Source organism: uncultured Brachyspira sp., from assembly GCF_944388875.1.
Classification (GTDB): Bacteria; Spirochaetota; Brachyspiria; order Brachyspirales; family Brachyspiraceae; genus Brachyspira.
Genome location: NZ_CALXKQ010000001.1, coordinates 317,563 through 330,536 on the forward strand (window position 1 = coordinate 317,563; position 12,974 = coordinate 330,536).

Sequence of the window (12,974 nt, forward strand, 5' to 3'; positions counted from 1 at the left end):
ATTTATTAGTTCATTAAAAATTTATATTTAATAACTTCTTATTCAATATTAAAGCAAAAAGTATTCATATTAGCATTAATTATTATTGAATTGGTAAAATCTAAAAATTAACTTTATCAGTAAAAAGATAGCATACAAAATAATCATTAAGCACATTAAAATTTTTATTATCTGATTTCAATTCCATAAACTTATTATAATGAAATATTTATTCTTTGTCAAATAATATAATTACATAAAGATGGCAAAATTCAAATTTGATTAAAGAATAAAAATATATTATACTAATCAAAAAATTATAAACGGATAAATATAATGCAGGAAACATTTTTTGGAAGCGATAATAAAGAAGAAAGTCAAAAACTCACGCCTATGATGAGGCAGTATAAAGAAATTAAAGATAAATACAATGACAGCATACTTCTTTTTAGAATGGGTGATTTTTATGAGGTATTTTTTGATGATGCCAAAGTAGTATCCGATATATTAGGGCTTACTCTCACAAAAAGAGCCAATGTTCCTATGGCTGGAGTTCCTTATCATGCAATAGACAATTATTTATCAAAACTAGTAAAATCTGGAATGAAAATTGCTATATGCGATCAAATGGAAGACCCAAAAACAGCTAAAGGAATTGTAAAAAGAGAAGTTACTCAGGTTATAACACCTGGTACTATTTCAGAAAATAAATATTTAGAATCAAAAAGCAATAATTATCTGGCTTCTATAATAGTTTCAAAAAGTGAGAAAAATGCTGCTATATCTATATGCGATATTTCTACAGGAGAGCTTTATGCTTCAGAAATTAATTCTAACTTAGAAAATCAAAATGAAGCTATAAAAGAAATTATTAATGAACTTACAGAAGAGATTATAAGATTTTCACCAAAAGAGATTATGACTATAGAATCAGTTTCCGAAAGCATTATCATAAAAGAGATAAAAAATAAGTTTTCAAATATATTTTATAGTACAACATCAAATTATACCGCAGAATACTCTTATGCCTACAAAACTTTAACTAATCATTTTAAAACAGTATCATTAAAAAGTTTCGGCATAGAAGATAAGCCTCTTTTAATATCGCTTTTAGGTTCAACTATATTTTATATTCAAGAGCTTTCAAAAACCTCACTTGAACATATATCTAATATTAAGCTATATAACAGAAGAGATTCAATGACTTTAGACTATGCTACAATAGCAAGTTTGGAAATATTAGAAACAATAAGAAATGATAATAATAAAATGACATTATTTGACACTATAGACAGAACAAAAACTTCTATGGGAGCGAGATATTTAAAAAGAATAATAGTAGAGCCATTAATAAATATTGATGATATAAATAAAAGACTTGATAATGTAGAGTTCTTTTATAAAAATCAAAAGTTTATGTATAAAATAAGAGATTTGCTTCAGGACATTGGGGATATAGAAAGACTTGCTTCAAAATTGGCATTAGGAAGGATTAATCCTAAAGAGCTTGTATCATTAAAAAGATTTTTAGTAACTTCTCTTGAGGTTATAACGGAACTTGCTATGAATAATTTTGAAGATGTTAACTTTGAAGAGGTGAACGATATAAAAATAATTACTGATTTGATAGAGCGTGCTATATTAGAAGAACCTAAAATAGTTATAAATGAAGGCGATATTATAAAAGATGATTATGATGAAACATTGAAAAAATATAATGAAGCTAGAAGAGAGGGACGTTCTTGGATATCAGAACTTGAACATAATTATAAATTAGATACTGGAATTAATAATTTAAAAATACGCTACAATAATGTCATAGGATATTATATAGAAGTAACCAAAGCAAATGCCTCATCAGTACCAAGCGATTTTATAAAAAGGCAAACATTAATAGGAAGCGAAAGATACACCACAAGCAAATTAATGGAGTATGAAACTATTATTAATGAAGCCAATGAAAAAAGCTATGCTTTAGAGTATGATATATTTATTGATGTAAGAAATAAAACTAATGAGTATTTAAACTCAATATTAAAAATTGCTAAGATAATATCTGTAATAGATGTTTATTCTTCTCTTGCATGCCTTGCTAAAGAGGATAATTATGTTAAGCCTATAATAACAGATGATGGAATAATAGATATAAAGGAAGGAAGACACCCAGTTGTAGAAGTTAATCTAAAAACAGAAAGATTCATTCCAAACGACACATATTTAGACAGCAAAAAAGAACATCTCCTTATAATTACAGGACCTAATATGAGTGGTAAAAGCACATATTTGAGGCAAACTGCTTTGATAGTATTATTAGCTCAGATTGGATCATTTGTACCTGCTGCAAGTGCAAAAATATCTATAGTTGACCGTATATTTACCCGTGTTGGAGCAAGCGATAATATAGCAAGAGGTGAAAGTACATTTTTAGTAGAGATGAATGAAACAGCATATATACTTAATCATTGTACTGATAAAAGCCTTGTTATAATGGACGAAATAGGAAGAGGTACTTCTACTTATGACGGACTTTCTATTGCTTGGGCTATAGTTGAATATTTAGTTCATGAAGAAAATAAAAAAGCTAAAACCTTATTTGCTACGCATTACCATGAACTTACTATGCTTGAAGATTTAGAAGGTGTTAAGAACTATAAAGTATTAGTAGAAGAATATAAAGATGAAATAATATTTATGAAAAAAGTTACAGAAGGAGCTGCACAGTCAAGCTATGGAATATATGCAGCAAAAATAGCAGGAGCTCCTAATAAGGTTATAAAAAGAGCTGGCGAAATATTAAAAAAACTTGAAGCTGATGCTAGCATACAGGTTGAAAATATAGAATTAAATACTGAGAAATCAAAGGATATACTTCCTTTTTATGATAATAATATAATAGAAGAAAAAATAAAAGAAAGTGAAATAGAAAAAGAAATTAAAGAATTAAATATAAATAATATTACCCCGCTTGATGCCATAAATCTAATCAGTAAATGGAAAAATATGATATAAACAATATAGTATTAATAAAATCGATTTTTATATAAATTCAATTTTATAACATCACAATCCGAAATTATACTATAACAATGAGGTATAAACATGACTGAACAATACTATTATAAATCAACTACTGAAAGAGAATTTGACTGCATAAAAGATGATGAAAAATTAATAGAAACATTAGCAGACAGAGGATATACAGTTTATTCCATTACTCAGAAACCTAATCAGCTTATACCATATCATGAACATCCTTCTGAAGAAATGGTTATAGTATTAAGCGGAAAAATAAGGTACATAGTAGAAGAAGAAATAGTAGACTTGGAAGAAGGCGATATAATAAGAGTAAGACCTCATTCAGTTCATTCAATGATAGGCAGAACCGAAGAAGAAAATTCCAATTTATTATTAGTGTTTATTTAATTTTATACTAAAACCATTTATAAAAAATAATAATATTTAAGTTAATAAATTAATATTCTATATTATGAGCAATACAACAAATAATCTATCATTTAAAATCTTTATATAACATACTAGGCTGAACATCGGTATTGTTTTGATATTTGCTGCTTGTATATTCTTCATATTCCCCGTCAATAGTGTGATAATAAAGCTGAGCTATTTCTACATTTGGATATATTATAATAGGTTTTATACAGAATATTTCTAAAGTCCAATATCCAGCAAAACCTACATCTCCAAAACCAGCTGTAATATGAATAAATATTCCAAGTCTGCCTATAGAAGAACGTCCCTCTATCATAGGAACATAATTTTTGGTATTGGTATATTCTAAAGTCCTTCCTAAATATAATTCATTAGGCTTTAACTCATAACCGCTTTCTGGAATTATTATCTCTTTAACACTATTTGGTTTTCTCATATCTAATACTTTATCTTTATATATTAAAAGTTTATTGTGAAGTTTTACATTATAGCTGTTTGAATTTAATTGTTTTCTATTAAATGGTTCTATTATTATATTTTTACCTAAATTTTTTTCTATTTCTAGTCCTGATAAAATCATCTATATAAAATCCTATTTATTATAAACTCTTATAACAATAAATTTACTAAATTTTCTTTATTTTTCGGTATTATTATAGTATAATTTACCAACTAAAATAAAATGAGGGAGTTATTAAATGCTGTCTATAAATTATAAAAATGTATTAGGATTTTTAAAAGAGCATGAATTAGAATATTTATCTGATAGTGCAAAATATGCTAACGAACTTCTTGAAAACAAAAAAGGTGCCGGCAATGACTTTTTAGGCTGGGTTAATTTACCAACAGAAGCTTTGAAAATGGTTAATGAAATCGATAACTTAGCTAAAGAAATAAGAGAGAATGCTGAGGTATTGGTTTCAGTTGGTATAGGCGGATCTTATTTAGGAGGTAAAGCTGTTATTGAATCATTCTTAAATCCTTTTGCTCAGGCTAAAAAAGGAAATACTCAGGTGGTATATGCAGGTCATAATATGAACGGAGAATATTTTAAGCATCTGCTTGATTATTTGGAAGGCAAAGATTTTTATATCAATGTAATATCTAAAAGCGGCACTACAACAGAACCTGCCATAGCTTTTAGAATGCTTAAAGAATATGCTGAAAAAAGATACGGTAAAGAAGGAGCTTCTAAAAGAATAATAGCTACTACAGATAAGGCTAAAGGAGCTTTAAAAACATTATCTGATGAAAATAAATATAGAACTTTTGTTATACCTGATGATGTAGGCGGAAGATATTCTGTGCTTACTCCAGTAGGACTGATACCTATTGCAGTTTCTGGTATAAATATAGAAGAGTTTGTTAAAGGTTTTGATGCTATGGCTAAAATAACTAAAGAAATGGATTATAAGAAAAATCCTTCTATGTTATATGCTATGCTTAGAAATGCACTTTACACTAAAGGATACAGCACAGAAATAATGGTTAATTATATACCTAGAATGCATTATATATCTGAATGGTGGAAACAATTATATGGAGAAAGCGAAGGAAAAGATAAAAAAGGAATATTCCCTGCTTCTGTTGATTTTTCAACTGATTTGCACTCTTTAGGTCAGTTTATACAGGACGGTAAAAGAGGATTATTTGAAACTGTTATAAGAGTAGATAAAGAAGATATTGATTTAAAAATACAAAAAGAAGCATCAGATTTAGACGGACTTAATTATTTAGATGGAAAGTCTTTGCATGAAATAAATAAATCAGCATTGGAAGCTACGGTATTAGCACATGTTGACGGCGGAGTACCAAATATTATAGTAGATATTGATAAAATTACTCCTTTTACTATCGGAGAACTTTTATATTTCTTTGAAAAAGCATGCGGAATATCAGGACATATACTTGGTGTTAATCCATTTGACCAACCTGGCGTAGAAGAGTATAAGAAAAATATGTTTGCCATGCTTGGTAAAAAAGGCTATGAAGAGATGGGTAAAGCTCTAAGAGCAAGATTAGAAAAATAATTGTAATAAATTGATAATGGAGTTGATAATATATATTATTGACTCCTTTTTTAATTTATATTATAATATACCCTTACTATCTATAATATATAATATTTTGAGGTAAATTATGGATAAACTTATAAATTTGAAGGTAAAAGAGTATATAAATGAGGTAGATTCTCCATCATCTGCTCCGGGAGGAGGAAGTGTAATGGGGGTTGTCGCCTGTTTATCATCTGCTTTAGCTGGAATGGTTGGGCATCTCACTATAAATAAAAAAAAGTTTTTAGAATTAAATGAAGAAGAACAAAACAATTTTAATAATTCTATAGAGCAAATAAAAAATATTAAAATTAATTTAATGGAAATAGTAGATAAAGATGCTGAAAGTTTTAATTTATTTATGGAAGCTATGAAAATGCCTAAGGATACTGAAGAGCAAATAAAAAATAGAAAAAATGCTATGTCAAATGCTGCAATAAAAGCTATAGAACCTCCTTTTAATACACTTAAATACTGCTATGAATTGATTACATTATTTGATATAGTTTTAAAATATGGAAATAAGGGAGTAATTACCGATATTGCTTCTGCATATATACTAGCTTTTGCTGCTGCTAAAGGCTCTATACTAAACATAAACATTAATATTCCAATGATAAACGATGATAATATTTTAAAAAAAATAAAAACTGATAGTGTTAAATATATTGAAACAATTGAAAATAGGTATTTGTCTATAGAAAAAGAAATATCTCTATTTAATATTTGATATAACAATAAAAAATATTTTATTATGCTCTATAAATTATTATTATTATAATATAATTATAAAGTTTATGAACAAAATTCTAATTTTGTTTTTTCATATTGATATTTTATTTATAGTATGATAATCTTTGCAAACAACAAGGGTTTATAAAATATATAAGAATAAAAAATATAGTAATATAAGTGTAAATTTTATTCTTGTATTTTGATGTAATATATCTAAATTACTTTAAAATAAAAATTATAGTCATAAGTATGGGATTACTATGTTTTTTAAAAAAAATCTCCTTGTCTTAAATTTTAAGCTACATCCATTCTTTTTATAGGAGGTTCAAATGAGCATAACTACTAAACATATAATATCCTTAAGTGAAGAGGAAAGAGAAAAAATCAAAGAATTCATTAAAAAGGAAGGTAAATCCAAAAGGCTCATATCCAGAGCTAATATTATTTTAGCATTAGATGATAAAAAAAACACAGGGTTAACTCATACAGATATTGCTAAACAGTATAATGTTACTTATCATACAGTAGTAAATATCATAAATGAGTATATTAAGTCAGGATTAGATGAAACACTGACTTACAAAAGAAATCCAAACAGCAATAGAAAAAAGAAACAGGCTAACTAAAATGGACAATATTTTTATGTGCGGGACAGATTATTTTCAGAAATTATTTTCAATACTCTCGCACATGAGAGAATATCCGCATCTATATCATCAAACATATAATCTGCATTTTCATATATATTGCTTATCAAATTAATTCCAAAATTTATACCTTTGTCTATATCTCCTGTCATAGCTAAATCATCTGTAATAACAATGCCTTTAAATCCTAAATTATATTCTAATATATCAGCATATATTTTAGACATACTTGCTATATTATTGCTGTCTATATATTTATTTTTAATATGTGCTATTAAAACCATCTCAGCACCAGCATCTATTGCCCTTTTAAAAGGAATAAACTCATTTGAATAAAGATCATTAGTAGTTTTATTTATATATGGAAAATCATTATGAGAGTTTACTGCTGTATCCCCATGCCCTGGAAAATGTTTTAATACACTTATTATTCCTGCATCTCTTTGGGCCTTTACTGTATATTCAGCCATGTCAGATACTATATCTATATTAGTAGAAAAGCTTCTATAATATAGATAAGAATTAGTATCATTTGGTATATCACATAATGGTCCTAATATCATATTAATTCCTAAATCTAATAAAAATTTAGATTTTTTATATGCTATATCATAAGCATATTCTTTACTTGCCTTATCCCCTATATCTTTAGGAGAAATATCTTTTAAAGGGTCAAAGTCTATACGATTTACGCTCCCCCCTTCCTGATCTATAGCTATTAGCATGTTTGAATCAACGTATTTTCTTAAGTCAGAAGTTAATTGCTTTAACTGAATTTCATCTTCTATATTATAATCAAACAGTATTACTCCATTTATATTATTATCCTTAAGTGTTTTTATTGTTTCTTTAGATAGAATTTTATCTTTTATTCCTACCATAAGTAAAAGACCTTTTCTTTTCTTTCTGCTCATTTTGGATACTTCATCTATATAATGATTTAATTCTGGGTATTTTTCTTTTAGTTTTTTCACATATATTTTTTCATTTACTATATTTATGACTATTCTTACGGAATATATTACAAATACTATTATTATTAAATATAATACTAATTTTATAATTTTTTTATTAATCTTAATATCTTTGAGCATTCTTTTATATCCATTTCTTTTATATTAGTTTCTATAATACTTTTTAATTTATTTACATCTTTATAATAATTACTTGAAAGTACATTAACTGCATAATTAATAATATTCTTATCATCATTAATATAATCAGTCATTATAATACCATTAAATTTCATATTATTAAATAAAAAATCCCTGTATTTATCATTATCCTTTATATGCGACATTACTATAATATCAGTATTAGCCTTTATACCAGCTAAAAAAGTTTCCCTGTTATCAATAATACTTTCTATATTTTCTATATTCTCATCTATATATAACTCATCATTATAGTATTTTGGAAAATATTTTATTGCTGTTATAAGCCCATTATCTTTATATGCTTTTACTGTATTGTATATCAAATTAGAAGCAAGTATTTTATCATCTGAAAATATATGCTCTTTAAGATGAGATTTTTCATTGCAATAGGTATTACATATTGGAGATAAAATCATATTAATGCCTATAGATTTTAATTTTGAAGCTCTTTCATATGCTATTTTGTATGCATATTCTTCACTTTTTCTCTCTCCTATATAGCTCGAAAATACCTTAAACTTCTTATCATAGTATATACTGGAAGTGTTTTTATAATCCTGATCTATTGCTATAAGTATTTTTCTTTTAATATTTCTTTTTATTTTTTTTATTATTTTATCAAGATTTTCGATATCTAAATTATCTATATTTATTATTATACCTGATATATTGGTTTTGTTTATTATATCTATCAAATTATCATCATAATTTTTTACTGATATTATAAATGGTATCTCTTTTTTATTTTCAATACTTTCATTATTTTTTAAGACAATATTAAAATTATCATAAAGATAAATAAAAATAAAAAATAAAATTAATAATAATATTGAAATTATAACAATGTAAATCATTATTTTATTATACTTTATTTATATAATATTCTTATATACTAATATTTATAAAAACTATTTAGTTAAAATATAAACTAAATAAGCCTTTAATTAAATTGTATATCTTGATTTATAGTTTTTCTATTTTTATCTATATATAAAAAACTTGTTCGTAACAATCCATACCATTCTTATGAATGTCAGGCACTTACAAGTTTTTTATTTTTTCTATACTTAGTCCTGTTAATTCACTAATAAGATTAATATCCATGTTTTTATTTTTCATATTTTTAGCTAATGAATATTTTTCTTTTTCTATACCTTGTTGAAAACCTATTTCTATACCTTCTTTTTTTCCTTCTGCTCTCTCATACTGAAGCATAGCAGCCTGCCCATAAAGAAAAGTATCTCTTTCGTTATATGCGGACATCTCTTTTTCATCGGCTACAAATCTTTTATATTTATCTATAACTTTAGGCATAATAATATTCCCCCCTATGAGCTTATTAATATCTTTCTCTAAATCTTTAGTAGTAAAAAAATCAATCCAAGATAAAAGTTTATTTTTATTATATTCATCTATGCTAGTATTTTTTAGTATTTCTGCAAATCTTTTAATCTCTATAAAATGTATCTGAAAATCATCAAGTCTAAGATTAGGATTATGAATATCAGCAAATGTTAAACATTTATGTTCTATTTTTATATCAGTATCACTTCCTATATCCAAATTAAAATTTATAAAGCTAATACTAATTATCTGACTTATACCAATATATAAATCACTTTCTTTTAATTCAGAGGCTATATTTTTTGCCATATAATACAATATTCTTTTTATAAAATTATTATTTCCAACCAATTGTATTTCAATAAGTATCTTTTTACCATCTTTAGTTTTTGCTTTAACATCAAGGATAGACTCTTTTAGATTCTCATTTTCTGCTAAATTGTAAGGATTAATTATTTCAAGACTACCAACCGACTCAAACCCCACATCATTTAAAACTGCATTAACAATATTTTCTAATATATCTTCATCACCTTCAGTACCAATTAGATATCGTACAAATAAATCATTGAGTCTGTTAATCTCTTTCATGATTTTATTATACTAAAAATATAGTATTTTGTCAAAAAATAAAACATTAATTCAAATACTTAATAATACTTTCAGCAATATACACAGCATCCTCTTCTTTTAAAGTACTATATAAAGGAAGAGTTATTTGATTTTTATATAAATTAAAAGCATTTTTATAATTATTAATATCATATCCTAAATCAATATAAGCCTTTTGTGCTGGAAGAGGAAGATAATGAACATTTAATATTATTCCAATTTCAGACATTTTATCTATAAGCAAATCACGTTCATCTTCTTCATAATCTTTTATTCTAATCAAATAAAGATGATAAGATGACTCGCTTAAATCATCTTTAAAATTGGGAAGTATTATTCTTTTATTTTTAGATAAAATTTCATTATAAACGCCTACTATTTTTTTTCTGTTATTAAGCATAGAGCCATATCTTTTAAGCTGAGATAAACCAATGGCAGCATGAATATCACTCATATTAGCTTTATACCCTGCTAGCTCAATACTATATCTCCAAGCTCCTTTACCGCCTTTATTTTTATCGAAAGCACTTTTACTCTGTCCATGAAGTGATAATACAGAAAGCTCTTTATATATATCATCAGCATTAATAATACCCATATCATTAAAAGATAAAGCTCCGCCCTCAGCAGTAGTAATATTTTTTACGGCATGGAAAGAGAAAGAAGAAATATCAGCCTGAGAGCCTGTTCTTTTTCCTTTATAAACTGCTCCTATAGAATGAGCTGCATCAAGTAAAAATAGTGGTCTTTTTAATTCTCTTTGATATTTATTTTCTGAAGCATTAAATAATTCTTTTTTACTTTCAAGTATTTTAATAATGCCGTCATAATCGCAGGGTTTTCCTCCAATATCTACAGCAATAACAGCTTTAGTTTTATTTGTTATAGCTTTTTCTAATGCTTCTAAATCTATATTAAAATCATTATCTTTAGCATCTATAAATACTACTTTGGCTCCAAGATGAACAACTACATTTGCAGTTGAAGTATAAGTATAGGCAGGAACTATTACCTCATCACCCTCCCCTACTCCAAATATTTTTAATGCAAGCTCCATAGCAGATGTAGCACTTGATAATAGCTTTACTCTTTTTACATCTATATATTTACAAAGCTCTTCTTCAAACTCTTTATTAACTGGACCTGTTGTAATCCAACCTGATTTTAATACTTTTACTACTGCTTCTATTTCACTGTCTGTTATATCTGGAGGTGAGAATGGTATAGATTTATTCATAAGTTATTTCCTTTATATTTTTCTATATTATGTTTACTTTACATAATTATATAATATATAGCATGTAAAAAATAAATCAATAATAATTTATAATTATTAATAAACTTAATATAAAAATATTAAGCTTCATTATGTATTTATAATTTATTCATTTAAAATTTAGATATTAATTCTATTAAAGAATTTGCAAATAACACATATTTAGTATAAATAAATTTGACAAAAATTTATCATAGGTATAGTATTTTTTGTTAATAAAAAATAAATTAGCGGTGTTGTATTATGCTGAGTATAGAGAATTTAATTATAATAATCATAGGCTGTTCAATAGCAGGTTTTGTTGACGCAGCAGCTGGAGGAGGCGGACTTATAAGTCTTCCAGCATATCTAATAGCAGGCATCCCTCCTCATACAGCATTAGCTACAAATAAACTCACTTCAACATCAGGAGCTGTAGTTTCTGCTTTTACATTCTTCAAAAATGGAAAAGTTACTTCAAAACTAATAAAGTTTTTAATACCTATGACAATATTAGGCTCTATTGTAGGTGTTCAGGTTATAGTATTGATAGAAGCTAAAATATTACAGCCTTTGATAATGATATTAATTCTAGCTGTAGGTATTTATACTTTATTTTCTAAAACTTTTGGAACCGAAAACCTATTTGATGAAAATAATTTGAAAAGAAAAAACTATATAGTAGGTATGCTTTTCGCTTTTCTTTTGGGTTTCTATGATGCAGTATTCGGACCTGGTACTGGAAGTTTTTTAATAATGTTTTTTGTGCTTTATTATAAAATGGATTTTCTTCTTGCATCTGGTAATGCTAAGGCTTTGAATCTCACAAGCAATTTATGTTCATTAATAATATTTGCCATAGAAGGAAAAGTGAAATATATGGCTGGAATATTTGTTATACCTTTTATAATGATATCCACTTACTTTGGTGCTAAGTTTGCAATTAAAAAAGGAATAAAAGTGATAAAACCAATATTTGTAACTATATCACTACTTACTACATTAAAAATTTTAATAGATATAATAAGATAAAAATAAAGTATATACCTAAACAAATACAGTTTGTCAAAATTAATTTTTAAATTTCAATATTTACGAATCACACAGAGCATGACAAAAAACTGCATCATGATGAAGTCTAAAAAGCGAATGTTGAAAAAGTTGAATAAAAAAATACAAACTTAAAATTATCAGCATATATTAAATTTATGGTATCATTCATTATATTTATGAAATATGTTGCTGAATAATTGAAATCTTTTTTTAGGGCTGAATATAAGTATAACCTGCCCTTTTATATCCTTTTTATCTATAAGTCCGAAATACCTGCTGTCCTCACTTACCTTTATATTATCCCCCAATACAAAATATTGATTGCTTCCTACTAAATATAGTCCATCATCTTCATTAGAAAAAATATAATATTCATGTTCTATAAGCTCATCATTCAAATATAAACCGCCGGCTTTAATTTCAACCTTATCACCTTCTACACCTATTACCCTTTTTACTAGATTACTGTCTTCATAATTAAATACAATAACATCAAAATTTTTTATGCCGTTAAATATAAAATTTCTTTTTAATAACAGTATTTGATCCCCTTCCAGAAATGTAGGTTCCATAGATTTATTTGTAACAATATATGTATCGAAAAAAAATATTCTTATAAATGCCGCCAAAAAAACAGCAAGCAATGATGCTGATATTATTTCTATAATTTGTTTTTTGTTTATCATAA

The 12,974-nt window shown here is 26.1% G+C and carries 12 protein-coding genes; 6 read left to right on the forward strand and 6 right to left on the reverse strand.

All coding sequences use genetic code 11. The annotated features are described in order from the left end of the window. The first annotated feature begins 315 nt into the window (after window positions 1-315). Window positions 316-2,988 carry a DNA mismatch repair protein MutS gene (gene mutS, locus Q0J69_RS01475; protein WP_297203642.1) on the forward strand — a complete coding sequence of 891 codons (2,673 nt, stop codon included), beginning with the start codon at window positions 316-318 and terminating at the stop codon, window positions 2,986-2,988. Between the two features lie 90 nt (window positions 2,989-3,078). Beyond that, window positions 3,079-3,402, forward strand: a complete 324-nt coding sequence (locus Q0J69_RS01480; RefSeq protein WP_297203644.1) for a cupin domain-containing protein — start codon at window positions 3,079-3,081, stop codon at window positions 3,400-3,402. Between the two features lie 88 nt (window positions 3,403-3,490). Here Q0J69_RS01480 and dcd read toward each other — a convergent pair whose 3' ends face one another. Continuing rightward, the gene (dcd, locus tag Q0J69_RS01485) at window positions 3,491-4,009 is read right to left on the reverse strand and encodes a dCTP deaminase (protein ID WP_297203646.1); all 519 of its coding nucleotides are present in this window, start codon (window positions 4,007-4,009) and stop codon (window positions 3,491-3,493) included. 118 nt (window positions 4,010-4,127) lie between these two features. Here dcd and Q0J69_RS01490 point away from each other — a divergent pair, with 118 nt between their 5' ends. The 3 genes from Q0J69_RS01490 to Q0J69_RS01500 all read left to right on the forward strand — a co-directional run bounded on the left by Q0J69_RS01490 (window position 4,128) and on the right by Q0J69_RS01500 (window position 6,844). Further along, window positions 4,128-5,459 carry a glucose-6-phosphate isomerase gene (locus Q0J69_RS01490; RefSeq protein WP_297203648.1) on the forward strand — a complete coding sequence of 444 codons (1,332 nt, stop codon included), beginning with the start codon at window positions 4,128-4,130 and terminating at the stop codon, window positions 5,457-5,459. Between the two features lie 109 nt (window positions 5,460-5,568). Next, the gene (locus Q0J69_RS01495; RefSeq protein WP_297203650.1) at window positions 5,569-6,213 is read left to right on the forward strand and encodes a cyclodeaminase/cyclohydrolase family protein; all 645 of its coding nucleotides are present in this window, start codon (window positions 5,569-5,571) and stop codon (window positions 6,211-6,213) included. A 334-nt stretch (window positions 6,214-6,547) separates the two neighbouring features. Then, the gene (locus Q0J69_RS01500; protein WP_297203652.1) at window positions 6,548-6,844 is read left to right on the forward strand and encodes a helix-turn-helix domain-containing protein; all 297 of its coding nucleotides are present in this window, start codon (window positions 6,548-6,550) and stop codon (window positions 6,842-6,844) included. A gap of 14 nt (window positions 6,845-6,858) precedes the next feature. On the opposite strand, the gene Q0J69_RS01505 is transcribed toward Q0J69_RS01500, so the two are convergent. From Q0J69_RS01505 to Q0J69_RS01520, 4 genes are all read right to left on the reverse strand, one after another. Next, the gene (locus Q0J69_RS01505) at window positions 6,859-7,959 is read right to left on the reverse strand and encodes a glycoside hydrolase family 3 N-terminal domain-containing protein (RefSeq protein ID WP_297203654.1); all 1,101 of its coding nucleotides are present in this window, start codon (window positions 7,957-7,959) and stop codon (window positions 6,859-6,861) included. Next, on the reverse strand, window positions 7,923-8,876 hold the full coding sequence (locus tag Q0J69_RS01510) for a glycoside hydrolase family 3 N-terminal domain-containing protein (protein ID WP_297203659.1): 954 nt from the start codon (window positions 8,874-8,876) through the stop codon (window positions 7,923-7,925). Before Q0J69_RS01510 ends, Q0J69_RS01505 begins: the two co-directional genes overlap by 37 nt. 187 nt (window positions 8,877-9,063) lie before the next feature. Then, window positions 9,064-9,957: an Rpn family recombination-promoting nuclease/putative transposase gene (locus tag Q0J69_RS01515; protein ID WP_297203662.1), complete on the reverse strand. Its 894-nt coding sequence runs from the start codon at window positions 9,955-9,957 to the stop codon at window positions 9,064-9,066. Window positions 9,958-10,003: 46 nt separating this feature from the next. Then, on the reverse strand, window positions 10,004-11,215 hold the full coding sequence (locus tag Q0J69_RS01520; protein ID WP_297203664.1) for a DegT/DnrJ/EryC1/StrS aminotransferase family protein: 1,212 nt from the start codon (window positions 11,213-11,215) through the stop codon (window positions 10,004-10,006). Window positions 11,216-11,497: 282 nt separating this feature from the next. On the opposite strand from Q0J69_RS01520, the gene Q0J69_RS01525 reads away from it, so the two are divergent. Then, window positions 11,498-12,265 (forward strand): TSUP family transporter, encoded by a 768-nt coding sequence (locus tag Q0J69_RS01525; RefSeq protein WP_297203665.1) that lies wholly within the window; start codon window positions 11,498-11,500, stop codon window positions 12,263-12,265. Between the two features lie 182 nt (window positions 12,266-12,447). Here Q0J69_RS01525 and lepB read toward each other — a convergent pair whose 3' ends face one another. Then, entirely contained in the window at window positions 12,448-12,972 is a 525-nt protein-coding gene (gene lepB, locus Q0J69_RS01530) for a signal peptidase I (RefSeq protein WP_297203667.1), read from the reverse strand. Window positions 12,973-12,974 lie beyond the last annotated feature (2 nt).

What these genes read in the sequence shown, in the direction of transcription:
- Q0J69_RS01490 (WP_297203648.1), top strand. Translation starts at nt 4,128, where the DNA reads ATGCTGTCTATAAATTATAAAAATGTATTAGGATTTTTAAAAGAGCAT.
- Q0J69_RS01525 (WP_297203665.1), top strand. Translation starts at nt 11,498, where the DNA reads ATGCTGAGTATAGAGAATTTAATTATAATAATCATAGGCTGTTCAATA.
- lepB (WP_297203667.1), bottom strand. Translation starts at nt 12,972, where the DNA reads ATGATAAACAAAAAACAAATTATAGAAATAATATCAGCATCATTGCTT.
- Q0J69_RS01505 (WP_297203654.1), bottom strand. Translation starts at nt 7,959, where the DNA reads ATGCTCAAAGATATTAAGATTAATAAAAAAATTATAAAATTAGTATTA.
- Q0J69_RS01480 (WP_297203644.1), top strand. Translation starts at nt 3,079, where the DNA reads ATGACTGAACAATACTATTATAAATCAACTACTGAAAGAGAATTTGAC.
- Q0J69_RS01520 (WP_297203664.1), bottom strand. Translation starts at nt 11,215, where the DNA reads ATGAATAAATCTATACCATTCTCACCTCCAGATATAACAGACAGTGAA.
- dcd (WP_297203646.1), bottom strand. Translation starts at nt 4,009, where the DNA reads ATGATTTTATCAGGACTAGAAATAGAAAAAAATTTAGGTAAAAATATA.
- Q0J69_RS01500 (WP_297203652.1), top strand. Translation starts at nt 6,548, where the DNA reads ATGAGCATAACTACTAAACATATAATATCCTTAAGTGAAGAGGAAAGA.
- Q0J69_RS01515 (WP_297203662.1), bottom strand. Translation starts at nt 9,957, where the DNA reads ATGAAAGAGATTAACAGACTCAATGATTTATTTGTACGATATCTAATT.
- mutS (WP_297203642.1), top strand. Translation starts at nt 316, where the DNA reads ATGCAGGAAACATTTTTTGGAAGCGATAATAAAGAAGAAAGTCAAAAA.
- Q0J69_RS01495 (WP_297203650.1), top strand. Translation starts at nt 5,569, where the DNA reads ATGGATAAACTTATAAATTTGAAGGTAAAAGAGTATATAAATGAGGTA.
- Q0J69_RS01510 (WP_297203659.1), bottom strand. Translation starts at nt 8,876, where the DNA reads ATGATTTACATTGTTATAATTTCAATATTATTATTAATTTTATTTTTT.